The sequence below is a fragment of the Polymorphospora sp. NPDC051019 genome, from assembly GCF_040683055.1.
In the GTDB taxonomy this organism is placed as follows: domain Bacteria; phylum Actinomycetota; class Actinomycetes; order Mycobacteriales; family Micromonosporaceae; genus Polymorphospora; species Polymorphospora lycopeni.
This window is the reverse complement of record NZ_JBFBCH010000016.1, coordinates 182,100-203,921: the sequence shown is the minus strand read 5'-3', so window position 1 is coordinate 203,921 and position 21,822 is coordinate 182,100. Positions and strand designations below refer to the sequence as shown.

At 71.9% G+C, this 21,822-nt stretch carries 21 protein-coding genes; 2 read left to right on the top strand and 19 right to left on the bottom strand.

The genetic code is table 11. The features are described 5' to 3' along the window. From AB0M79_RS25695 to AB0M79_RS25645, 11 genes are all read right to left on the bottom strand, one after another. Positions 1 to 728: 4-oxalocrotonate decarboxylase (locus AB0M79_RS25695; RefSeq protein WP_364218138.1), on the bottom strand; the 728-nt coding region annotated here is incomplete at its 3' end. Continuing rightward, the gene (gene dmpG, locus AB0M79_RS25690) at positions 725 to 1,741 is read right to left on the bottom strand and encodes a 4-hydroxy-2-oxovalerate aldolase (RefSeq protein ID WP_364206082.1); all 1,017 of its coding nucleotides are present in this window, start codon (positions 1,739 to 1,741) and stop codon (positions 725 to 727) included. The genes dmpG and AB0M79_RS25695, both read right to left, overlap by 4 nt. Beyond that, positions 1,738 to 2,673 (bottom strand): acetaldehyde dehydrogenase (acetylating), encoded by a 936-nt coding sequence (locus tag AB0M79_RS25685; protein ID WP_364218136.1) that lies wholly within the window; start codon positions 2,671 to 2,673, stop codon positions 1,738 to 1,740. Before AB0M79_RS25685 ends, dmpG begins: the two co-directional genes overlap by 4 nt. Continuing rightward, complete coding sequence (locus tag AB0M79_RS25680) at positions 2,670 to 3,464, bottom strand: fumarylacetoacetate hydrolase family protein (protein ID WP_364218134.1); 795 nt, start codon at positions 3,462 to 3,464, stop codon at positions 2,670 to 2,672. Before AB0M79_RS25680 ends, AB0M79_RS25685 begins: the two co-directional genes overlap by 4 nt. Next, a complete protein-coding gene (locus tag AB0M79_RS25675) occupies positions 3,461 to 4,969 on the bottom strand; it encodes a 2-hydroxymuconic semialdehyde dehydrogenase (protein WP_364218132.1) in 1,509 nt (502 codons plus the stop codon). Before AB0M79_RS25675 ends, AB0M79_RS25680 begins: the two co-directional genes overlap by 4 nt. A 15-nt stretch (positions 4,970 to 4,984) precedes the next feature. After that, positions 4,985 to 5,242: a EutN/CcmL family microcompartment protein gene (locus tag AB0M79_RS25670; RefSeq protein WP_364218130.1), complete on the bottom strand. Its 258-nt coding sequence runs from the start codon at positions 5,240 to 5,242 to the stop codon at positions 4,985 to 4,987. Then, on the bottom strand, positions 5,242 to 5,568 hold the full coding sequence (locus AB0M79_RS25665; protein ID WP_364218128.1) for a BMC domain-containing protein: 327 nt from the start codon (positions 5,566 to 5,568) through the stop codon (positions 5,242 to 5,244). The genes AB0M79_RS25670 and AB0M79_RS25665 overlap by 1 nt, the downstream gene beginning before the upstream one ends. Positions 5,569 to 5,588: 20 nt before the next feature. Then, positions 5,589 to 5,879 carry a BMC domain-containing protein gene (locus AB0M79_RS25660; RefSeq protein ID WP_357542019.1) on the bottom strand — a complete coding sequence of 97 codons (291 nt, stop codon included), beginning with the start codon at positions 5,877 to 5,879 and terminating at the stop codon, positions 5,589 to 5,591. A gap of 9 nt (positions 5,880 to 5,888) precedes the next feature. Beyond that, entirely contained in the window at positions 5,889 to 6,728 is an 840-nt protein-coding gene (locus AB0M79_RS25655) for a 2-amino-5-chlorophenol 1,6-dioxygenase subunit alpha (RefSeq protein WP_364218126.1), read from the bottom strand. Beyond that, entirely contained in the window at positions 6,721 to 7,701 is a 981-nt protein-coding gene (locus AB0M79_RS25650) for a tRNA U-34 5-methylaminomethyl-2-thiouridine biosynthesis protein (protein WP_364218124.1), read from the bottom strand. The genes AB0M79_RS25655 and AB0M79_RS25650 overlap by 8 nt, the downstream gene beginning before the upstream one ends. Next, the gene (locus AB0M79_RS25645; RefSeq protein WP_364218122.1) at positions 7,698 to 9,716 is read right to left on the bottom strand and encodes a hydantoinase B/oxoprolinase family protein; all 2,019 of its coding nucleotides are present in this window, start codon (positions 9,714 to 9,716) and stop codon (positions 7,698 to 7,700) included. The genes AB0M79_RS25650 and AB0M79_RS25645 overlap by 4 nt, the downstream gene beginning before the upstream one ends. A 168-nt stretch (positions 9,717 to 9,884) precedes the next feature. Between AB0M79_RS25645 and AB0M79_RS25640 the strand changes: the two genes are divergently transcribed. After that, the gene (locus AB0M79_RS25640) at positions 9,885 to 10,709 is read left to right on the top strand and encodes an IclR family transcriptional regulator (protein WP_364218120.1); all 825 of its coding nucleotides are present in this window, start codon (positions 9,885 to 9,887) and stop codon (positions 10,707 to 10,709) included. A 5-nt stretch (positions 10,710 to 10,714) separates the two neighbouring features. Here AB0M79_RS25640 and AB0M79_RS25635 read toward each other — a convergent pair whose 3' ends face one another. The 8 genes from AB0M79_RS25635 to AB0M79_RS25600 form a co-directional block, all read right to left on the bottom strand. Further along, positions 10,715 to 12,334 carry a thiamine pyrophosphate-binding protein gene (locus AB0M79_RS25635; protein ID WP_364218118.1) on the bottom strand — a complete coding sequence of 540 codons (1,620 nt, stop codon included), beginning with the start codon at positions 12,332 to 12,334 and terminating at the stop codon, positions 10,715 to 10,717. Continuing rightward, complete coding sequence (locus AB0M79_RS25630; protein WP_364218116.1) at positions 12,331 to 13,080, bottom strand: enoyl-CoA hydratase/isomerase family protein; 750 nt, start codon at positions 13,078 to 13,080, stop codon at positions 12,331 to 12,333. Before AB0M79_RS25630 ends, AB0M79_RS25635 begins: the two co-directional genes overlap by 4 nt. Continuing rightward, complete coding sequence (gene purB / locus AB0M79_RS25625; RefSeq protein WP_364218114.1) at positions 13,077 to 14,435, bottom strand: adenylosuccinate lyase; 1,359 nt, start codon at positions 14,433 to 14,435, stop codon at positions 13,077 to 13,079. The genes AB0M79_RS25630 and purB overlap by 4 nt, the downstream gene beginning before the upstream one ends. Further along, positions 14,435 to 15,994: a class I adenylate-forming enzyme family protein gene (locus AB0M79_RS25620; RefSeq protein WP_364218112.1), complete on the bottom strand. Its 1,560-nt coding sequence runs from the start codon at positions 15,992 to 15,994 to the stop codon at positions 14,435 to 14,437. Before AB0M79_RS25620 ends, purB begins: the two co-directional genes overlap by 1 nt. Positions 15,995 to 15,996: 2 nt before the next feature. Continuing rightward, positions 15,997 to 18,006, bottom strand: a complete 2,010-nt coding sequence (locus AB0M79_RS25615; protein WP_364218110.1) for a hydantoinase/oxoprolinase family protein — start codon at positions 18,004 to 18,006, stop codon at positions 15,997 to 15,999. Between the two features lie 70 nt (positions 18,007 to 18,076). Next, positions 18,077 to 18,907, bottom strand: coding sequence for an ABC transporter permease (locus AB0M79_RS25610; protein WP_364218108.1), 831 nt, complete (start codon positions 18,905 to 18,907; stop codon positions 18,077 to 18,079). Continuing rightward, on the bottom strand, positions 18,904 to 19,749 hold the full coding sequence (locus tag AB0M79_RS25605) for an ABC transporter ATP-binding protein (RefSeq protein ID WP_364218106.1): 846 nt from the start codon (positions 19,747 to 19,749) through the stop codon (positions 18,904 to 18,906). Before AB0M79_RS25605 ends, AB0M79_RS25610 begins: the two co-directional genes overlap by 4 nt. Then, entirely contained in the window at positions 19,746 to 20,705 is a 960-nt protein-coding gene (locus AB0M79_RS25600; RefSeq protein ID WP_364218104.1) for an ABC transporter substrate-binding protein, read from the bottom strand. The genes AB0M79_RS25605 and AB0M79_RS25600 overlap by 4 nt, the downstream gene beginning before the upstream one ends. A 312-nt stretch (positions 20,706 to 21,017) precedes the next feature. Between AB0M79_RS25600 and AB0M79_RS25595 the strand changes: the two genes are divergently transcribed. Continuing rightward, entirely contained in the window at positions 21,018 to 21,809 is a 792-nt protein-coding gene (locus AB0M79_RS25595) for a MaoC/PaaZ C-terminal domain-containing protein (protein WP_364218102.1), read from the top strand. The last annotated feature ends 13 nt before the right edge of the window (positions 21,810 to 21,822 follow it).

The window sequence follows — 21,822 nt, the reverse complement described above, 5'->3', positions numbered from 1 at the left end:
GGCGTCACCTTCAGCGACGCGGTGCCGAGCGATTCCACAACGGCGCGGACGTGGGCACCGGGCTTGAGCGGCACGGCGGCCGTCGCCGCGCCGGCGAGCAGGACCGAGCCGTCGGTCAGCTCGACGCCATCGGCAGCGGCGAGCCGGACCGCCTCGGCCAGGGCCCGGCGCGGGTCGCCGAGGATGGCGGCCGTCGATCCGATCTGGACGGTGCGGCCGCCGACCTCCAGCAGCACGCCGAGGTTGTCGATGCCGGCCGGTACGGGCTGCCAGGCGCCGACCACGAAACCGCTCGCCGACGTGTTGTCGGCGATCACCTCGGGCAGGGTGAAGCGGAAGTCGACGTACCGGGAGTCGATGACCTCGATCGCCGGTGCGACCGCCGCGATGGCGCCGTCCTCGATCAGGAAGGCGACCTCCGGTTCGGCCTTCGGGTGGATGTGGTCGGCGAGACTGATCGTGCCGCCGTCGGCGATGGCCATGGCATCGGTGAGCCGGCCCCAGATGACCTCGTCGACGCCCATCTGCGCCATCTTGGCCCGGCTGGTCAGCCCCAGCTTCAACCCGACGAGACGTTCGCCGCGGGCCGTCCGGTGGGCGACCACGGCCTCCTGAATCCGGTACGCGGTGCGCACGTCCAGCCCGGCGTCGGACCCGAACTGCGGGGTCGCGGTTCGGCTGGTCGCCGCCTGGTCGAGTCGTTCGGCGATGGTGGCGAGGTCGGTCACGGCTTGCCCTCCCCGCCACCGACCAGGTCGAGGGCGACGTCGACGATCATGTCCTCCTGCCCGCCGACCATCCGGCGGCGGCCCAACTCGACCAGGATCGAGCGCACGTCGACCCCGTACCGGTCCGACGCCCGCTCCGCATGCCGCAGGAAACTCGAATACACCCCGGCATAGCCCAGCGTCAGGGTTTCCCGGTCCACGCGCACCGGCCGGTCCTGCAACGGCCGGACCAGGTCCTCGGCGGCATCCATCAACGCGAACACGTCACAACCATGCTCCCAACCGTGCAACTCCGCCACGGCGACGAACACCTCCAGCGGCGCGTTCCCGGCCCCGGCACCGTGCCCGGCCAGGGACGCGTCGACGCGGGTGGTGCCGTGCTCGACCGCGACGACACTGTTCGCCACACCCAACGACAGATTGTGGTGAGCGTGGATCCCGACCTGCGTACCCGGGTCGAGGACCTGCCGGTACGCGTCCACCCGCTCCGCGACATCACGCATCAGCAGCCGACCACCCGAATCCGTGACATACACACAGTGCGCCCCGTACGACTCCATCAGCTTCGCCTGCTGCGCGAGACCCTTCGGGTCGTTCATGTGCGACATCATCAGGAACCCGGACACGTCCATACCGTTCTCCCGCGCCCACCCGATGTGCTGCGCGGAGATGTCCGCCTCCGTACAGTGCGTCGCGATCCGCACACTGGTCACCCCGAGGTCCCGGGCGGCCTTCAGATCGGCGATCGTGCCGATCCCGGGCAGCAGCAACGTCGTCAGCTTCGCGTTCGTCACCGCCTCCGCGGCAGCGGCGATCCAGTCCGCGTCCGACGCCGCACCATGCCCGTAGTTGACGCTGGAGCCGGCCAGACCGTCACCGTGCGCGACCTCGATCGCCGCCACACCAGCACTGTCGAGGGCGGCCGCGATCGACCGGACCTGGTCCACGGTGAACTGATGCCGCACCGCGTGCATCCCGTCCCGCAACGTCACATCCTGGATATACAGGTTCATGCCGCCACTCCCCGCTCGGCCCGCAACGCCACCATCCGCTCCGCCGTCCGCAACGCCGCCGACGTCATGATGTCCAGATTCCCGGCATACGCCGGCAGATAGTGCCCCGCCCCGGACACCTCCAGGAACACCGACACCTGCACCCCCTCGAAATGCCCGCCCAACGCCGGAACGTGAGCGGACACGTCGTCGAACTGCACCGTCTGCTTCAACCGGTAACCCGGCACATACTCGGCGACCGTGGCGACCATCGCCTCCACCGACGCGGCGATCGCAGCCCGGTCCACGTCCCGGTCCGGGCACAGGCAGTAGACGGTGTCACGCATCAACAGCGGCGGATCAGCCGGATTCAGCACGATGATCGCCTTGCCCGCCCGGGCACCACCGACGACCTCGATCGCCCGCGCCGTCGTCTCGGTGAACTCGTCGATGTTCGCCCGCGTCCCCGGACCCGCCGACCTCGACGCGATCGACGCCACGATCTCCGCATACGCCACCGGCGTCACCCGACCGACCGCGGCGACGATCGGAACGGTCGCCTGACCACCACACGTCACCATGTTCACGTTCGGCTCGCCCAGATGCTCATCCAAATTCACCGGCGGAATGACGTACGGCCCCACCGCGGCCGGCGTCAGATCCACCACCAGACGACCGCGCTCCCGCAACAACTCCGCGTGCCGCTTGTGCGCACCCGCCGACGTCGCGTCGAACACCACCTCCACATCGGCGAACTCCGGCATCGCCAACAAGCCGTCGATGCCCTCGGCCGTGGTCGCCACACCAAGCCGCCGCGCCCGCGCCAGACCGTCGGAGTCCGGGTCGATACCGACCATCGCCACCATCCGCAACGACTCCGACAACCGCAACACCTTGATCATCAGATCGGTACCGATGTTCCCCGACCCGATCACCGCCACACCCGTGGTCACGCTTCCTCCCTCGTCCCGAAGCAGACCCGGACCGAGCCCAGGCCAGAGATCCGCGCCTCATACGCCGCCCCAGCGGTGACCGACACCATCGGCCCCAACGCCCCGGACAACACCACATCACCAGCCGCGAGAGGGCTGCCGGCGGCGGCCAGCGTCTGCGCCAGCCACGCCACGGCGTGTACGGGGTTACCGAGACACGCGGCGCCCGCGCCGACCGAGACCGGCTCACCGGCATGTTCGAGGACCATCCCGGCCAGCCGCAGGTCCACGTCCGACAGCTTGCGGGGCTGGTTACCCAACACGAACAAGCCGGAGGAGGCATTGTCCGCGACCGTGTCCACGATCGAGATGTCCCAACCCGCAATCCGCGAATCCACGATCTCCACCGCCGGAAGGATGTGGTCGGTCGCCCGGATCACGTCGGCGACCGTCACCCGCTCAAAGGGCAGACCGGCATCGAGGACGAACGCGACCTCCGCCTCCACCCTCGGTTGGATCAACCCGCCGAGGTCGACCTCGGCGCCGTCCGGGACCGCCATGTCAGCGAACAACACCCCAAAGTCGGGCTGGAACACCCCGAACGCCTGCTGCACCGCCGGCGACGTCAAACCGATCTTCGCCCCGACCCGACGCCGGCCAGCCGCCAGCCACTCGGTGACCTGCGCCTGCTGCACCCGGTATGCCGCGTCGACATCCCCGACCGGCAACAGGTCGCCCCGCAACGGCGGAACCGGCGTCCCACTCGCATACGCCGACCGGAGCAGTCCGGCCACCCGCGCAACATCAGTCATGACAGATCCACACAGACATTCGTCAGCTCCGAGTAGAAGTCCAGGGAATGCGTCCCACCCTCACGACCCACACCGGACGCCTTCACCCCACCGAACGGCGTCCGCAGATCCCGCAGGAACCACGTGTTCACCCACACGATCCCCGCCTCCAGACGCGCACCAGCCCGATGCGCCCGACCCACATCCCGCGTCCACACCGTCCCGGCAAGCCCGTACTCACTGTCGTTGGCCAGAGCGAACGCCTCGTCCTCGTCATCGAACGGCGCCACATGACACACCGGCCCGAACACCTCCTCACGGTTCACCCGCGCGGAGGGACCGAGGCCGGTCAACACCGTCGGCTGGACATAGGCGCCACCGTCGCGGCCGTCACCGAACTCCGGCACCCCACCACCAGCCAGGACCGTCGCACCCTCAGTACGGGCCAGGTCGTAGTAACCGAGGACCTTCTCCCGATGCTTGTGCGAAATCAACGGCATGTTCACCGTCACCTCGTCCGCCGGCCAGCCGAACGTCAACTCATCCGCCCGCTTCGCCAACCGGGACACGAACTCCTCGAACACCGGTCGCTCAACATAGAGCCGTTCGGTGCACAGGCACACCTGACCACCGTTGGTAAAGCTGGAACGCACCGAGCCCTCGACAGCGGCGTCCAGATCGGCGTCCGCGAAGACGAGGCCGGCGTTCTTACCGCCCAACTCGAACGACACCGCCTTCACCCCATCAGCAGCCGCCCGCATGATCGCCCCACCAGTCGCCGACTCACCCGTGAACGTGATCGCGTCCACCCCCGGATGCCGGGTCAGAAACTCCCCCGCCGACCTCGGACCGAACCCATGCACGACGTTGAACACACCGTCAGGAACTCCGGCGGCGGCCATCACCTCGGCCAACAACGTCGCCGACGACGGCGTCTCCTCCGACGGCTTCACAATCACCGCATTCCCGCAGGCAAGAGCGGGCGCGACCTTCCAGGTCAGCAGCAGCAACGGCAGATTCCACGGCACGATCACCGCCACCACACCCACCGGCTTACGCACCGCGTAATTCAGTGCCCGACCACCGGACGGGGTCACCGTCGTAAAAGACTCCGTCGGCGTGGTGGAAACGATCTCCGCGAACGCCCGGAAGTTCGCCGCACCACGGGGAATGTCCAGACTCCGCGCCTGCGAAATCGACTTACCCGTATCACCGACCTCCGCCGCCACCAGATCATCGAACCGACGCTCCAACTCGTCGGCGACCCGATACAACACCGCCGCCCGCTCCCGCTCACCCATCCGACCCCACGACCCCCGCAACGCCGACCGCGCCGCACCCACCGCAGCATCCACCGTGGACCGATCAGCCTCGGCCACGTACCGGATGGTTTCCCCGGTGACCGGGGAGACCTTGGCAAAATGGGTGCCGGAGGTGTCGAACTCGCCGCCGACGTAGTTCGGCAGCACGGTCGGCTCGCCGTCCGGCCGGCCGGTGAGCAGGGTCGGGGACCAGAGCCCGGTCATGTGCGTACCTCTCGGTCAGTCGGTGGTGGGTGCGGTGTCGGCGTCGGCGACCAGGGCGACGACGGCCGCGTCGACGGTGGCCTCACCGGTCACCGCGGCGGCGGCCTCGTCGGTGACGACGAGCACGGTGGTGCCGATGCCGACGTTCAGCGGGTCGACGGCCACCAGGTCGGGGCCGTCCGGCCGGACCCGGACCAGGACGAGTCGCCGGCCCTGGAGCGGGGACAGGATGCGGTCCGCCCAGACCTTGCCGACGACCTCGCCGAGCAGCATCAGCCTTCTCCGCGCAGGCCGGCCATGACCTCGCGGATCCGGGCGGTCTCCGGGTTGTCGAGCAGTGCCGCGGTGGTCGGGTGCGGCTTCGGGTAGACCTGGGAGCTGCGTAGGTCGCCGTGGGCACGGATGGCGGCCTCTCCGGCGGCGACGGCCTGGCGTACGGCGGCGAGGGTGCCGCGTACGGCGACGGCGAGGTAGCCGCTGGTGACCCGTTCGACGCCGACGCACCGTACGTCAGCGGTTTTGATCATGGCTTCGATGCCCGCCGAGAGGGCCACCACGCCGCGGGTCTCGACGATTCCGATCGCGATGTCGGACGACATGTCTGGTTCTCCTTACCGGGTCAGTTGCCGACGAGTTGGGGGTCGGCCGCCAGGGCGCTGACGGCGTCACAGGGGCTGGCAAAGACGATCGAACGCACCGAGCGGCTCTTGGCCCGGGCGGTCTCCTCGCCGATGTCGACGGCCTCCTCGACGGTGGCGAGGTCGCCGCGTACGGCGACCGCGACGATGCCGCCACCGAGCCGGACGACCTTGGTCACCTCGACCTCGGTGGCCTTCACCATCGCGTCGACGGCGTCGAAGATGGGGGTGAAGCCTTCGGCTTCGAGGAAGCCCACGGCCATGTTGCGCATGGTTTCTCCTTACTGGTGGTCGGGCAGGTTCCAGGACAGGACGGCGGCGCCGGTGCCCCAGATCGGGCCGTACGCGTGCAGGTGGGCCGGGCCGGCGGTCGCCCCGGCGCCGGCGGCGAAGGCCAGGGCGCGGAACTGGCTGTCGGCCTGTGCCTGCCGGGCGAAGTCCTCGCGTACGGCGAGTACCTCGTCGACCTTGCCGGCGGTGAGCAGGTCGAGGATCCGGGTGTTCCACTGGTCGTGGCCGGGTTCGCCGATGCGGTCCTGGCCGGGCTCGATCCACTGCTGGATCAGGCCGGACGACATCCCGGTGACGACGACGAGGGCGGCGCGCAGGTCGGCGTCGCGGGCGGCGGCGGCGCCGGCCCGGCCGACGTCGGCGAGGGTGTCGGCGTCGGCGTAGAGGTTGCAGGAGACCTGTGCCCAACGCAGTTTGCGGTCCGGGTCGAGCAGGGCGGAGGTGACGATGGTGCCGGTGTCGATCGGGAAGCCGTCGTAGCGGGTCCGGCGGGCCTGCATCCCGCCGGCCTGGACCCGGTCGGCCCAGCGTTCGGTGAAGTCGACGTCGAAGCGCAGGTCGTAGTCGAGCAGGCCGTAGTCGTAGGCGTACCAGTTCTCGTCGACGTGTTCGCCGCGCGGGTTGGGGTCGCACTGGAACTGGTGGCCGAGGACGGTGAACCACTGGGTCGACAGCAGCAGTACGACGTCGGGTTCGAGGCGGCGCAGCCGGGTGCCGACGTCGCGGGCCGCGTCGGCCAGTGCCGACCAGCTCGGTGCCGGTTCTCCGGCGAGCAGGTGCGGCATGCCGGGCAGCAGTGCCCCGGCGACGATTCCGGTCCGGTCAGCCATGGTGGCTCCCCTCAGGCAGCCACTCCACCACGGCGTTGCCGGTGCCGATGATCGTGCCGTAGCCGAGCACGTCGCCGGCGACCTTGGGCCAGCCCATCGCGGCGAGCATCCAGGTGAGGCTGCCGGCCTTGGTTTCGGAGGCGGTCGCCTCGATGTGTTCGGGGATGAGTTCGCGCAGCGGCGCGGTGGGTCCGCGCCGGACCGCTTCGAGCAGTTTCATGTCCCACCGGTACTGGTGGTTGTTGTACGGGTGTTCCCGTTCCATGTCCTCGGGCAGTTCGGGTTCCTCGTGCCAGTGCAGGTGTGACAGCGAGTTGGAGGCGAGCAGTACGGCGCGGCGGCCGGTGGCCTCGACGGCGCGGCGGGTGGCCTCGCCGAGGACCTCCATCTCCTCCAGGGAGGCGTCGGAGTAGAAGTACGGGTTGTTGTTGGCCGACAGCGACACCACCGGGATGTCCCAGGCCGGGTTGGCCAGGTGCAGGGCGCCGATGGTGGCGTAGTCGACGCGTACCCGGGGGTCGCGCATCTTGCGGGTGACCAGGCCGAGTCCGCTGGCCTCGTCGGCGATCGCCTCGCCGAGTTCGACGTCGGTGCGGAAGTCGTACCGGTAGCGGAACAGGTGCGGGAAGATCGGTTCGACGGAGAGGCCGCGCGGGTTCGGTACGCAGTTGACGTGGTGGCCGACCATCGTGATCCAGTGCGGGGCGTGGACGATGAGCACGTCCGGCTTGTGCACGTCGCGGATGCGGGCGCGCAGCCGCTCGTACGCCCAGCGCAGCGTCTCCCAGCCGCCGGTGGAGCGGGGCTCGTTCTGCGGCGGGTTCTCGGCGTAGATCAGGTGTGGCGGGTGCGGGCTGAGGCAGCCGGCGACGATGCCGGGCCGGGTCGGCGCCGCGGCCGGCTGCGGGGCCCGCGGGGCGGTGGTGGTGCCGCCGCGGGCCGGCACCAGCGGGACCCGGAAGACCTTGCTCATGCCCCTCCTCCCCCGGCGAGCACCCGCACGTAGGAGCGGTCCTGCGGGGCGGTGCCGAGAATCTGCAGCCCGTCGTCGTCGAGGGCGAGTTCGTCCGCGGCCAGGGCCGCGTCGTGTCGGATCCAGGCCCGCAGCGGGGCCGGGTGTCCACCGTGGACCTCGACGAGGGTGTCCTCGGCGAGGCCGCTGCCGGGGGCGACGTACGCCAGCCGGCGCTGGCCGCGCTGGCCGGTGTAGGCCGGGCTGGCGGTGACGGTGGCGCGTAGCCAGCGCCGTTCGTCGCGCAGCCGCTGCCGGGTGGCGGCGGTGGCGGCCGGGTCGACCTGTCCGGCCGGGTCGAGTTCGACGCCGTAGCGGTCCCGGGCTTCGCCGGCGGTCAGGTATTCCTGGGCGACGTCCTCGGCGACGTCTTCGGGTGCCCGGTCCAGCGGGTCGCCCCAGCCGCCGCCGCCGGCGGACTCCATCACGAGTACGTCTCCGGCACGCATCGGGTAGCCGGCGACCTTGCCGGGGGTGGCGAAGTCGACGCGTTCGCCGTCCGGCCGCCGGATGTGGGTGACGGTGGGTGCGCCGGGGCCGCCGTGCTTCAGCCCGTACGGCGGGACGGTGGTCCGGTCGGTCTGCACCGAGTACGCGCCGCCGCTGGCGAGCAGCCGGGTTTCCCGGCGGCTGCCGAGCCCGCCGCGGCGTACGCCGTCGCCGCAGGACCCGGTGCGCAGTTCGCACGCCTCGACGAGAATCGGGATCTCGGTCTCCAGCCGTTCGACGGACTGGATGGTGGAGATGTCGCCGAGGTCGACGGGGTTCATCGCGCTGGGGCCGTCGGATTCGAGGAATCCGCCGTTGCCGCCGGCCGGGTAGTCGTAGTAGAGGTATGGCCGTCCGGTGTGCTCGTCGACGCCGCCGATGAGGTTCTGGAAGGTGGTGCCGAACTGGTCGGCGGCGATGAGGTCGGGCGCCACCTGGCTGAGGGCGGCCATGACGGCGGAGATGACCCGCTTGCGGACCTCGCTGTGCGCGTTGGCCGGGGCGGGATAGCTGACGTGTACGACGGTGCCGGGTTCGGTGTGCACCCGCAGCGGCCGGAAGGCGCCGTGGTTGACCAGGCCGCCGGGGTCGAGGGCCGACTTGACGGCGATGAAGACGCCGGCGACGGTCATCGCCCGCGACGAGTTGACGACGGCGGCGACCTGGGTCGACGAGCCGCGGAAGTCGGCTTCGATCTCGTCGCCGTCGACGGTGAGCCGGCAGCGGACGATGGCGGCGTCGTAGCGGCCGTCGGTGTAGAGGTCGAGGTAGTCCTCGTAGCGGTAGGTGCCGTCGGGCAGGGCCCGGATCATGTCGCGCAGCCGCTGCTCGGTGCGGTCCATGTTGGCGGCGACGGATTCGAGGACGAGGCCGGTGCCGTGCCGGGCGACGAGTTCGCGCAGCCGGCGTTCGGCGGTGTGGCAGGCGGCGATGCTGGATTCGAGGTCGCCGCGGCGTTCCTCGGCCATCCGGACGTTGGCGAAGACGATGTCGAACGCGGCGCGGTTGGGCCGGCCCTCCTCGATCAGTTTGATCGGCGGGATCCGCAGGCCCTCCTGGAGGATCTCGGTGGCCTGGCCGGAGACGCTGCCCGGGGTCATCCCGCCGATGTCGGCCCAGTGCATGCGTACGCAGGGGAAGAGGAAGAGCTTCCCGTCGACGAAGACCGGGCTGATCAGGGTGACGTCGTTGAGGTGGCTGCCGCCCCGGTAGGGGTCGTTGACGATGTAGAGGTCGCCGGGGCGCATCTCGTCGGCGAAGTCGGCGAAGATCTCGGCGACCGAGGCCGGCATGGCGATGACGTGGCCGGGCATGTCCCGGCCCTGGGCGACCATCTGCCCCTGCGGGTCGAACAGCGCGCAGGAGAAGTCCTGGGCGTCGGCGATCACCGGCGAGTGCGCCGTACGGAAGATCGTCTGTCGCATCTCCCGGACGATCGAGATGAGACCTTCGGTGACGACTTCCAGGTCGATCGGGTTCACAGTCATGCGGATGCCTCACTGGTTTCCGGCTCGATCCCGGCGGCGGGAGAGTGGGCCATCTTGTAGTTCAGGTGAGCGAGTGGACTGCTCCGGCTGACCACCTGAAGAGGTGGACCATATTGTGGTCCTAGGGTTATATTATGAAACCTAGCAACCGAGAGTTGAGGAAGCAAGATGCCGTACGCCACTGACGCCACCCCGGACGACGGGCCGGCCCCCCGCGAATCCGGTACGCAGGCGCTGGACCGCGCGCTCAGCGTGCTGCTCGCCTTCCGCGGCAACGACACCGAACGCAAGGTCAGCGACGTCAGCCGCGAACTCGGCCTACACAAGTCGACCGCCAGCCGGCTGTTCCGGGCGCTGGCCGACGCCGGCTTCCTCCAGCGCAACGAGGAGAACGGGAACTACCGCCTCGGGGTCACCGTCTTCGAACTCGGCGCGCGCTACCTCGCCGGCCTCGACCTGCACACCCTCGCCCGCCCGCTGGTGCACCAACTGGCCGAGGAGGAGGGCGAGAGCGTCAACCTGTCGGTCCTGGAGGGCCTCGACGCGATCTCGATCCACGTCGTCCAGGGCACCCGCAACCTGCAGCTCGTCTCCCGGCTCGGCCGGCGCATCCCGCTGTGGTGCAGCGCGGCCGGCAAGGCCCTGCTGATCGACCAGGACGACGCCGCGCTGCGGGCCACGCTGGCCACCGCGCCGTTCACCGCGCTGACCGCCAACACGATCACCGACCTGGACACCTTCGTGTCCCGGATGGCGACCGTCCGGCAGCAGGGCTGGGCGCTCAACGACCAGGAGAGCGAAGAGGGCCTGCGGGTCGTCGCCGCACCGGTCCGCGACCGCCACGGCCGGGTCACCGCCGCGATCAGCGTCTCGGGTCCGATCTTCCGGGTCGACGGCGGCCGGGTCGCGGAGCTGGCCGACGCGGCCCGTCGGACCGCCGACGAACTGTCCCGGCAGCTCGGCTACGGCTTCGGCGAGGTCTGGGGCGACTGAGCCGGTCAAAACTTCTCCTGCACCACGTCGGGGCGCACCTTCACGTGCAGCACCGCCGGGCCGGTCAGCGGCAGCACCGCGTCGAAGGCCGCCCGCGCGCCCGCCTCGTCGGTGACCGTCCACGCCGGCACCCCGAGCGCGCGGGCGATGGCGGCGAGGTCCCGGTCGGGAAAACGGGCCAGGTCCGGGTCCACGCCGCGCGGGGCGAGCTTGCGTACCTCCGCGCCGTACGCGGCGTCGTCGAGGACCACCAGCAGCACCGGGGCACCGACCCGGGCCAGGGTGTCGAGTTCGCCGAGTCCGGTGAGCAGGCTGCCGTCGCCCTCGAAGGCGACCACCGGCCGGTCGGGGCGGCCCACGGCGGCACCGACCGCGAACGGCAGCCCGACGCCGATGCTGCCGAACTCCCACGGCGCGACGAACGACCGGTCGGTGGCGGCCGAGTCGAGCAGCAGGTTGGGCCAGCCGCCGAAGTGGCCGACACCGACGACGGTGGTCCGCTCCCGTGGCAGCCGTTCGGCGCAGATCCGGATGAACGCCCGCGGGTCGATCCGGTCCACCGTGGACCGGAGGTAGAGGTCGTCGAACGGGTCGGCCGTGGCCAGTTCGGCGGCCAGTTCCGGGCTGCGCCAGTGCGGCCGTTCGGTCGCCGGCAGCAGCGCCGACACCGCCCGCGCCGTCTCCCCCGCGTCGCCGACCACCCCGGCGGCCACCGGCCACCGGGCGCCGATCGCGGCCGCGTCGACGTCCACGCTGACCACCGTCGCGTTCGAAAAGAGGCTGCCGTGGTCGGCGGTCCACCGGTTGAGGCCGGCTCCGAACGTGACCACCAGGTCCGCGCCGGCCAGTACCCGCCGGGTCGGCGGCCGGGACAGCCCGCCGGCCACCCCGAGGTCGTACGGGTGGCCGGTGAACAGGCCGGCGGCCATCAGCGTGGTGGTGAGCAGCGCGCCGCTGCGGTCGGCGAGTTCCCTGATCGCGTCGGCGGCCGGTTCGGCGCCCCGGCCGGCGAGCAGCACCGGGCGGTCGGCCGTACGCAGCCGCTGCGCGAGCGCTTCGACGTCGGCGGAATCCGGCACGAGCGGTCGTGGCGGGCGGGGCAGCACCGGCGGTGCCGCCGCCGTGCCGGCCGGCACGGACTCTTCCTGCAGGTCGATCGGCACGTTCAGGACGACCGGGCCGGGCAGTTCGCGGGCCGCCCGGAACGCCAGCCCCACGTCGCGTACGGCGGTTCCGGCGCCGGTGACCGGCACGAACCGGCCCGCCGTGGCCAGCGCGTACGGCTGCTGGTCGAAGCTCTGTACGTGCAGCGGGTCGCCGGGCGGGGTGTCGCCGGCGATCAGCACCAGCGGGGTGCGGGCCTGCCGGGCGATCGTCAACGCGGCCCCGGCGACGGCGAGTCCCGGCCCCTGGGTGACGGTGGCGACCGCGCACCGGCCGGTGGTGCGGGCGTACCCGTCGGCCATCATCACCGCGGCGTTCTCGTTGCGGGCCGCCACGAACCGTACGCCGTGCCGGTCGACCAGGTCGGCGACCAGGAACATGTTGGCGTCGCCGAGCAGGCCGAAGACGGTGTCGACGCCGTGCGCGACGACGGCGTCGGCGATCGCCTCGAAGACCTTCACCGGGCACCGCGGTCGAGGTAGTCGCCGGGCGGGCGCAGCGCGACGCTCAGCGCGCCGAGATACGAGTCGTTGGCGACCGCGTCGAACCGGGGGCCGGCCAGCCGGGCGGCCCGCTTGGTCATCGAGCGGCCGACGGCCGAGGTGGCGAGCAGCCGGTCGGTGATGCCGGCGACGGCGTCGGGCAGCCCGTCCGCGTCGACCACCCGGGTGACCAGGCGCAGGGCGAGCATGTCGGCGGGTTCGACCCGCTCGCCGAGCAGCAGCCAGCGCTTGGCCAGGTCGGCGCCGACCAGGTCGGCGAGGATCGCCATGCCGCTCCAGGTCAACGGGATGCCGAAGGTCACCTCGGGGAAGGTGAAGAACGCGCTGTCGGCGGCCACCCGCAGGTCGCTGGCGAGCCCGAGTACGGCCCCGGAGCCGATCGCCGGCCCGTTGAAGGCGGCGACCGTGGTCTGCTCCAGCCGGTACCAGCGTTCGACGAGTTCGGCGGTGCGCCGCTGGACGTACATGGTGGTCTCGGCGTCGAGGCCGGCCAGCTCGCGCAGGTCGGTGCCGGCGCAGAACGCCGTACCCTCGCCGGTGAGCACCACCACCTCGATGTCGCGGTCCCGGCCGAGTTCGTGGAGCACGTCCTCGAATCGGGCGAGCATCGCCAGGTCGAAGCTGTTGCGTCTGGCCGGCCGGTGCAGCGTCACCCGGGCCAGCCGGCCGGAGCGGTGCAGCAGCACGGACTGTTCAGCGGTCACGGCGACTCCGAGTTCAGTAGGGCGCGGTCGACCAGCGCGGCGGCGTGGCCGACGTACGACAGCGGATCGAGCAGCCCGGCGAGTTCGGTGCCGGGCAGGGCGGCGGCCACCTGCGGGTCGGCGCGCAGCACGTCGACGAACGGCCGGTTCTGCTCCAGGCTGTCGCGGACGATCCGCATCACCAGGTGGTGGGCCTGCTCGCGGCCGAGCGGGCCGGCGAGGCGGAGCATGACCGCCTCGGAGAGCACCAGCCCGCCGGTGATGTCCAAATTGGACCGCATCCGGTCCGGGTTGACGCCGAGGTCGCCGAAGACCTCGACCAGCCGTTCGAGGGCGCCGCCGATGAGGATGAAGCACTCCGGCAGCAGCTTCCACAGCGTCATGCCGACGCCCATGTCGCGGTCGTCCTGGGCGACCATGGTCTGCAACGCCAGCGGCACCTGGGCGCGCAGCGTGCCGGCGGCGGCGATGACCGCCTCGCACCGGATCGGGTTGCGCTTGTGCGGCATGGTGCTGCTGCCGACCTGGGTGGCCCGCTGCGGCTCGTACGCCTCGCCGACCTCGGTACGGCCGAGGAAGTAGATCTCCCGGGCCAGCTTCTCGGCGCTGGCGGCGACGAGGCCGAGCACCATCAGGCACTCGGCGAACCGGTCCGAGGTGGCGTGCCACGGGGTGTCGGCGACGCCGAGGTCGAGTTCGACGGCGACGGCGCGTTCGAGCGCGAACGCCTGCGGGCCGTAGCCGGCCATCGTGCCGGCGGCCCCGCCCATGCTGGTCACCAGCAGCCGTTCGCGCATCTGGGCCAGCCGGGCCCGGTGCCGTTGCAGCTCGCTCTGCCATACCGCGCAGCGGAGCCCGAACGTGGTCGGCAGCGCCTGCTGGCCGTGGGTACGGGCCGGCATCGGGGTGGTGCGGTGCCGCAGCGCGAGCCGGCGCAGGATGCGTACGAGTTCGTCGACCTGGCGCGTGACGATGTCCAGGCCGGCCCGGGCGCGCAGCACGAAGCCGGTGTCCATGACGTCCTGGGTGGTCGCGCCGAGGTGGACGTAGCGGCCGGCGTCGCCGGGGCAGGCGGCGGTCAGTGCCCGGACCAGCGGCACCAGCGGGTGCACGGTGTCGGCGGCGTCGGCGGCCAGGACGGCGGTGTCGAGCCGGTCGAGCCGGGCGGAGTCGGTGATGGCCTGGGCGGCGGCCGTCGGGATGATGCCGAGGCTGGCCTGGGCGCGGGCCAGGGCCGCCTCGACGTCGAGCCAGGACTGCATGAGCTGGCGGTCGTTGAAGACGCCGCGCATCTCGGCGTTGCCGAAGAAGCTGGTGACGGTCAGCGAGTCCAGGAAACAGGAGCCGAGCTGCATCAGCGGTCCTCCTCGGCGGTGAGCAGGCCGAGCGCGGCACGGCGGTCGACCTTGCCGGACGGCAGCAGCGGCAGGCCGGGCACCGTACGGATCAGCGTCGGCACCTTGTGCCGGGCCAGCCGGGCGGCGGCGACCCCGGCGAGCCGGTCGGGGTCCGGTTCGGTGCCGGTCGCGGCGACGACGAGCGCGCCGACCTCCTCGCCCCAGCGCTGGGACGGCACGCCGAGCACGCAGACCTGGGCGACGGCCGGGTCGTCGAGCAGTGCCGCCTCCACCTCGGCCGGGCTGACGTTCTCGCCACCCCGGATGATCAGTTCCTTGACCCGGCCGGTGAGGGTGAAGATCCGGTCGGCGTCGAGCGCGCCGAGGTCGCCGGTACGCAGCCAGCCGTCGGCGGTGATCGCCGCCCGGGTGGCTTCCGGGTCGTCGACGTAGCCGGCGGTCACCGACTCGCCGCGGACGAGCAGTTCGCCGGGCTCGCCGGCGGGCAGTTCGGTCCGGGTGTCGGGGGCGACGACGACGGCGGACAGGGCCGGCACGATCCGGCCGACGGTGCCGCCGGGCAGGCCGCAGCTTCCGTCGCCGGGGTCGACGCTGATCGTCGGGCCGGCCTCGGTCTGCCCGTAGATCACCGCGATCCGGTCCAGGCCGAGGACCCGGCGGGTGCGGGTGATCAGCGCCGGGGCGCACGGGGCGCCGCCGAGGAAGCCGACCCGCAGTGCCGACAGGTCGAACCGGTCCGGGTCGGCCTCCACCTTGTCGGCGAGCATCGTCGCCATCGTCGGTACGGCCTGCAGCACGGTGCACCGGTGTCGGGCGATCTGTGCCAGCACCGGTTCGGACCGGAACCGGCGGGCCGACACCCACAGCGCCCCGGTGACCAGGGCCAGTACGGCGCCGCTGCCGAGGCCGGCGGCGTGGGCCAGCGGCAGCGGCGAGGCGATCCGGTCGTCGGCGCCGAGCCGGGCGGCGGCGGCCGTCCACTCCGCGTTGGTGATCAGGTTGCGGGCGCTGAGCGAGACCATCTTCGCCGGGCCGGTGGAGCCCGAGGTGAACTGGATGTTCAGCGCGGTGTCCGGGTGCCCGGCCGGGGCCGGGGCCGGGTCGGTCCAGCCGGGCAGTCCGGCCAGGTCGTCGCCGTACGCGTGCCAGCCGTCGGGGCGGGCGTCGGCCGGCAGCCCGGCGACGGCCTGCGCGGCGGTGGCCCGGCCGTCGCGGTCGCGGACCCGCTCGGCGACGAAGAGCCGGCGCGGGCGGCTACGGGCCAGGGCCGCGGTCATTTCCGGGGTGGTCAGGCCGGGGTGCAGGGTCACCAGGGCAGCGCCCCGCCACGCCGCGGCGGCGAGCAGGACCAGCCAGCCGAGGCCGTTCTCGGCCCACACCGCGATCCGGTCGCCGCGGCCGACGCCGAGGGCGGCGAGCGCCGCCGCGCCCCGGCCGGCCAGGTCGGCGAACTCACCGGCCGACACCGGCCGGTCTTCGTCGAACACGTACAGCGGCCGCTCCGGGTGCCGGGCGGCACGGTCCAGGACGGTGGCGTCGAGGGCGGGTGGGGTCACGGTCACTCCCGGACGAGCAGCAGGTTCCCGTGGTCGTCGACGGTGGCGGTCCAGCCGGCGCCGACGACGGTGGTGCTGCCGTTCTCCCGTACGACGGCCGGGCCGGGCACGGCGCGGCCGGGGGCCAGTTCGGTACGCCGCCAGACGGTGGCGTCGACCCAGCCGGCCGCGCCGTAGATCCGGGTCCGGCCGGGCTCCGGCGCACCGCCGGCCGGGGCGGTGAACCGTACGGCGGGTCGGGGGCCGAAGGCGGTCAGCCGGCAGTTGACGATCTCGGCCGGGTGTCCGGAGCGGGCGTACGCGTACCGCTCGGCGTAGGCGGCGTGGAACGCGGCCACCAGGTCCTCGGCGGTCGCCGGCAGGTCGGCGACGGGTACGGCGAGGTCGAAGCTCTGGCCCCGGAACCGCATCCCGACCGACAGGCCGAACGTGACCTGGTCGGGTTCGACGCCGTCCTCGGCCTTGAGCTGGGCGCGGGCCACGTCGCGCAGTTCGGCGACGACGGCGCGTACGGCGGACAGCCCGGTCTCGTCGGCCGGCACCAGCACGGTGCGGACGTAGTCGTGCCGGGCCTGGGCGGTGACGAAGCCGAGCGCGGAGAAGTTGCCGGGGACCGGTGGCACCAGCACCCGCCGGATGCCGAGTTCGTCGGCGAGGGCGGTGGCGTGCATCGGGCCGGCGCCGCCGAACGGCATCAGCACGAAGTCGCGGGGGTCGTGGCCGCAGGCGACCGAGATCTCCTTGATCGCGCTGGTCATCTTGATCGTGGCGATCTTGAGGATGCCGTGGGCGAGTTCCAGGTCGTCCAGGCCGAACTCGGTGGCGAGCCGGCTGACGGCGGCGCGGGCGGCGTCGACGTCGAGGCGTACCTCGCCGCCGAGGCTTTCCCGCGGGTCGAGGTGGCCGACGACGACGTGCGCGTCGGTGGTGGTCGGCTCGGTGCCGCCGCGGCCGTACGCGGCCGGGCCGGGGGTCGAGCCGGCGCTGCGCGGCCCGATCCGCAGTTCGCCGCCGAGGTCGCGCCAGGCGATCGAGCCGCCGCCGGCGCCGATCGTGTTGATCTCGACCTGGAAGGTGCGGTTCGGGTATCCGGCGATCTTCCCGTCGTTGGTCATCAACGGGGCGCCGTTCTTGATCAGGCAGACGTCGGTGCTGGTGCCGCCGATGTCGCAGGTGATCACGTTCGGGTAGCCGGCCAGGCCGGCGACGTGCACGCTGGCCGCGACCCCGCCGGCCGGACCGGAGAGCGCCAGGTTGATCGGCAGCCGGCCGGCCTCGTCGGTGGAGACGACCCCGCCGCTGCTCGTCATGATCGACAGCGGGTGGGCGTAGCCACCTTCGGCGAGCGCCGTACCGAGTCCGCGCAGGTAGTCGGCGACCGTCGACCGGACGCTCGCGTTGAGCACGGTGGTCGCGAACCGCTCGTACTCGCCCTGCTCCGGCACCACGTCCGAGGAGATCGTGCAGACCAACCCCGGGTAGCGCTCGGCGAGCCGGGACGCGGCCGCCCGCTCGTGCGCCGGGTTGCGGTAGGAGTGCAGCAGGCATACCGCGACGGCTTTCGGGCCGGCGGCGGCCACCCGGTCCAGTACGGCGTCCAGGTCGGCGGTGTCCAGCGGCCGGACCACGCTGCCGTCGGCGCCGATCCGCTCCCGCAGCACGTGCCGCAGCCGGCGCGGGGCCAGCGGCGGGCGGGCCGACTCCTTGACGCTGTAGAGCTGCGGCCGGTGTCCCAGACCCATCTCCAGCACGTCGCGGAAGCCCTCGGTGGCCACCACGCTGACCGGCTCGCCGGAACCCTCCAGCAGCGCGTTGGTGACCCGGGTGGTGCCGTGGACGAAGCGGTCGACCTCGTCGAGGCGTACGCCGAGCTTGGCCAGCCCCTCGAAGATGGCCGCGGCCGGGTCGTCCGGCGTGGACAGGGTCTTGGCCTCGGCGAGCCGGGCGGTGGCCGGCTCGTACACGATGACGTCGGTGAAGGTGCCACCGATGTCGACGCCGATGCACAGCATGGCGAGCCTTTCGGTAGTGGTGGGCGGGCGGTCGTCGCCGTCGCTGGAGGTTGTCGCCGTCGCCGGCCGGCTAGAAGTTGACGCCGTAGCGGCGCAGGGTCTTGCTGGTGACGACCCGCAGGATCCAGTCGAAGAGGTAGCCGAGCAGGCCGAGGGCGATGATGCCGACGAAGACCCACTCGGTCTTGGCGTAGTTGCGGGCGGTCCAGATCAGCGATCCGAGGCCGCTCTGCGCCGCCACGATCTCGGCCGAGACGATCGTCAGGAACGAGTTGCCCATGGCCAGCCGGGCGCCGGTGACCACGTGCGGCACGGTCGACGGCAACACCACCGAGATCAGGGTGCGGGCCGGGTTCGCGCCGAGCGCGCGGGCCGCCCGCAGCCGCAGGTCGTCGACGGACAGGACGCCGGCCAGGGTGTTGAGCGCGACGATGAAGACGGTGGTGTAGAAGATCAGTGCGACCTTCGACGCCTCGCCCGGGCCGAGCCAGATGATCGCCAGCGTGACGAAGGCGATCGGCGGCACGAACCGGAAGAACTGGATGTACGGGTCGAGCATCAGCCGCAGCCACGGCACGCAGCCCATCAGCAGCCCGACCGGTACGCCGATCACGACGCCGAGTGCCCAACCGGTCAGGATTCGGGTCGACGAGGCGCTGACCGAACTCCACAGGGTGCCGTCTTGGACCAGGTCGACCGCGCCCTGCCAGGTGAGCATCGGCGAGGGCAGGAAGAAGGCGGTGTAGTTGCGGCTGACCAGGTCCCATATGGCGATGCCGAGCAGCACCGACAGGACCGACAGCCCGACCCGGGTCAGCCGGGGCCGGCTCTTGCCCCGGCGGGTCGGACCGGGGGCGGTCGGGCGGACCTTCTCCGGGGCGGTGGGTGCTTCCACGCTCATCGCAATGCCTTCCTGTCCCGACCGTTCGCCCCGTCGGCCGCCCGGCCGTCGTGCCCGTCGTCGAGGCCCTGGGCGCGCAGTGTCCGGGCCACCTCGGCGCCGATGTCCTCACGCAGTTGGCGGAAGAGCGCGGCGCTCGCCGGGTCGGTCAGGTCGCGGGGCCGGGGCAGGTCGCACGGGTAGACGTTCTTGATCGCCGCCGACGGGCCGGCGGTCATCGTGACGATGCGGTCGCCGAGCAGGATCGCCTCGCCGATGTCGTGCGTGACGAACACGATCGTGGCCCCGGTCTCCCGCCAGATCCGGTCGAGTTCGACCTGCATCACCAGCCGGGTCTGCGCGTCGAGCGCGCCGAACGGCTCGTCCATCAGCACCACCGACGGCTCGTTGGCCAGCACCCGGGCCAGCTGCGCCCGCTGGCGCATGCCGCCGGAGAGCTGTCCGGGGAACCGGTCGGCGCTGTGGCTGAGCCCGACCATGGCCAGGTAGCGGTCGACGTCGGTGGCCCGCTGGGCCTTGCCGACGCCGCGCATCCGGGGGCCGAACTCGACGTTCTGCCGTACGGTCAGCCAGGGGAACAGGGCCTCGGCGCTCTGGAAGACCACGCCGCGCGACACGTCGGGTCCGGTGACCCGCGCCCCCGCGCAGGTCACCTCCCCACCGACCGGCTTGACGAAGCCGGCGATCGCGTTGAGCAGCGTCGACTTGCCGCACCCGCTCGGGCCCAGAAGGCAGACGAACTCCCCGGCGGCGATGTCCAGGTTCGCCTGCTGGACCGCCACGAAGTCGCCGAACCTGATGTCGACGTCGCGTACGGACACCGGGGAGCCGGAGCCGGTCACGCCACTCCCCTGACCATGACGGTCGCCGCGTCGGCCTTCTGGTTGACGATCCCGCTGTCCTGCTGGAACTGGGCGATCTCGGTGTAGCGCTGGATGTCCTCGTCGGTGAAGTCGCGGACCTGGCACTGCACGCCCTCCAGGAGGGTCTGCGCCTCGGCCGCCGGCACCTTGATCGCGGTCTCGGTCACCGTGCCGGCCTTGGCCGGGTCGGCGGTGAGCTGCTCGCACGCCTGGCCGATGGTGTCGACGACCTTCTTGGCCGTCTCCTTGTTGGCCTCGTACCAGGCGCCGTCGACGCCGATCACCAGGTTGTAGACGTAGCCGATCTCGCCACTGGTCAGCAGCACCTGGCCGCCGTTGGCGACGCCGCGCGACGGCCACGGCTCCCACATGATGTAGCCGTCGACGTCGCCGCGCTGGAGCAGCGCCGGCATCTCGGCGGGCGAGGCGTTGACGAACTCGACGGAGTCCCGGCTGATGCCGCGGCTGTCGAGCACCTTGTTGGTGGCGTACTCGTTCACGGTGCCCGGCACGACGCCGTACTTCTTGATGCCGGCGACGTCGGTGATGCCGGAGCGGGCGACGAGCTTGATGAAGCTCGGCGACTGGGAGAAGACCGCGAGGCCCTTGATGTCGCCCCGGGTGGCCCGGTTGAGCAGGCTGGACTCGGTGCTGGCGGTGATCTGGCCCTGCTTGGCCAGGATCGCGTCGAGCCCGCCGGTGCCCTCCTGGTACTGGGTCACGGTCACGTCGAGGCCGGCCCGGTCGAAGAGGTTCTCCTGGTCGGCCAGGTAGATCGGCGAGTACGCCGGGTCGACGCCGACGCCGAAGTTGACGGCGGCGGTGGTGCCGCCGTCGCCGCCGGACTCCCCGGGCGACTGGTTCTCGGAACACGCCGCGACGGCGACGGTCATCAGCAGGGCTGCGGCCGCGGCCCGCAAAGCTCGCATTCTCATGGCTACCCCAGACTTGCGCGGCTCATATTGTGGTCTTGGTTGCTTAATATGGGACGCTACTGCGATGCAGGTAACGGGTCAAGACCACAACGGCTCCACCTCCAGACACAGAGAGTAGGCAGACTTCAGCGAACCTCCCCATCCCGCCGGCGGTACGTCGAGGAGGTAACAACCATGAAGTACCTGAACAAGCCGCTTGGCGCGGGAGATCCGGATTCGGATCCCACTTCCGTGCCGAACGAGTCGGTTACCGAACGTGTCCAAGAGTCGGCCAACGGCCGCCTCTCTTCACGAGACCGTTACGCACGGACGGTGACCGAGCGCGGCTGGACCGCCGCCGACACGATCCTCTACGCCCTCGGCGTCGGCGCCGGACAGGCCGACCCGGCCGACGAACTCCGGTTCACCACCGAGAACTCCACCGGCCACCCGCCCGCCGCGCTGCCGACCTTCGCCACCCTGCTCGCCGCCGACCCGCCGTACCTCGGCGAACCGGCCGCCGTCCGGCACGCCGGGGAGACCCTGACCCTGCACCGGCCGATCCCGCCGGCCGGCCGGGTCCGCACCACCGCCACCGTCACCGACGTGTACGACCAGGGCAGCGGCCTCCTGCTGCACCACCGGTCGGAGATCCACGACCTCGACGGCAACCCGCTGGCCACCGTCGAACGGGCCATGTTCGTCATCGGCGCCGGCGGCTTCGGCGGCCGGCGCGCCCCCGTCGCCGACTGGCGGCGACCGACCGAGCACCCCGACCACACCGTCAGCCACCCGGTCCGCCCCGACCAAGCGCTGCTCTACCGGCTCAACGGCGACCGCAACCCGCTGCACTGCGATCCCGCGGTGGCCGCCCGCGCCGGCCTGCCCCGGCCCGTCCTACATGGACTGTGCACGTACGGCTTCGCCGGCCGGACCCTGCTGCACACCGTGGCCGGCGGCGACCCCGGCCGGGTACGGCGGATCAGCGCCCGGTTCAGCGCGCCGTTCTTCCCCGGCGACACCCTGACCGTGCTGGTGTGGCGGCGCCCGGCCGGCGCCCTCTTCCAGGCGGTCGACGGCCGGGGCCGGCCGGTCCTCGACCGGGGCGTGCTGGACCTACGCTGACCCGCCGCCGGGC

Coding starts and splice junctions, on each gene's coding strand:
- AB0M79_RS25680 (WP_364218134.1), bottom strand. CDS start 3,464: ATGACTGATGTTGCGCGGGTGGCCGGACTGCTCCGGTCGGCGTATGCG.
- AB0M79_RS25610 (WP_364218108.1), bottom strand. CDS start 18,907: ATGAGCGTGGAAGCACCCACCGCCCCGGAGAAGGTCCGCCCGACCGCC.
- AB0M79_RS25660 (WP_357542019.1), bottom strand. CDS start 5,879: ATGCGCAACATGGCCGTGGGCTTCCTCGAAGCCGAAGGCTTCACCCCC.
- AB0M79_RS25675 (WP_364218132.1), bottom strand. CDS start 4,969: ATGACCGGGCTCTGGTCCCCGACCCTGCTCACCGGCCGGCCGGACGGC.
- dmpG (WP_364206082.1), bottom strand. CDS start 1,741: ATGAACCTGTATATCCAGGATGTGACGTTGCGGGACGGGATGCACGCG.
- AB0M79_RS25640 (WP_364218120.1), top strand. CDS start 9,885: ATGCCGTACGCCACTGACGCCACCCCGGACGACGGGCCGGCCCCCCGC.
- AB0M79_RS25615 (WP_364218110.1), bottom strand. CDS start 18,006: ATGCTGTGCATCGGCGTCGACATCGGTGGCACCTTCACCGACGTCATC.
- AB0M79_RS25650 (WP_364218124.1), bottom strand. CDS start 7,701: ATGAGCAAGGTCTTCCGGGTCCCGCTGGTGCCGGCCCGCGGCGGCACC.
- AB0M79_RS25670 (WP_364218130.1), bottom strand. CDS start 5,242: ATGCTGCTCGGCGAGGTCGTCGGCAAGGTCTGGGCGGACCGCATCCTG.
- AB0M79_RS25600 (WP_364218104.1), bottom strand. CDS start 20,705: ATGAGAATGCGAGCTTTGCGGGCCGCGGCCGCAGCCCTGCTGATGACC.
- AB0M79_RS25665 (WP_364218128.1), bottom strand. CDS start 5,568: ATGTCGTCCGACATCGCGATCGGAATCGTCGAGACCCGCGGCGTGGTG.
- purB (WP_364218114.1), bottom strand. CDS start 14,435: ATGCAGCTCGGCTCCTGTTTCCTGGACTCGCTGACCGTCACCAGCTTC.
- AB0M79_RS25655 (WP_364218126.1), bottom strand. CDS start 6,728: ATGGCTGACCGGACCGGAATCGTCGCCGGGGCACTGCTGCCCGGCATG.
- AB0M79_RS25645 (WP_364218122.1), bottom strand. CDS start 9,716: ATGACTGTGAACCCGATCGACCTGGAAGTCGTCACCGAAGGTCTCATC.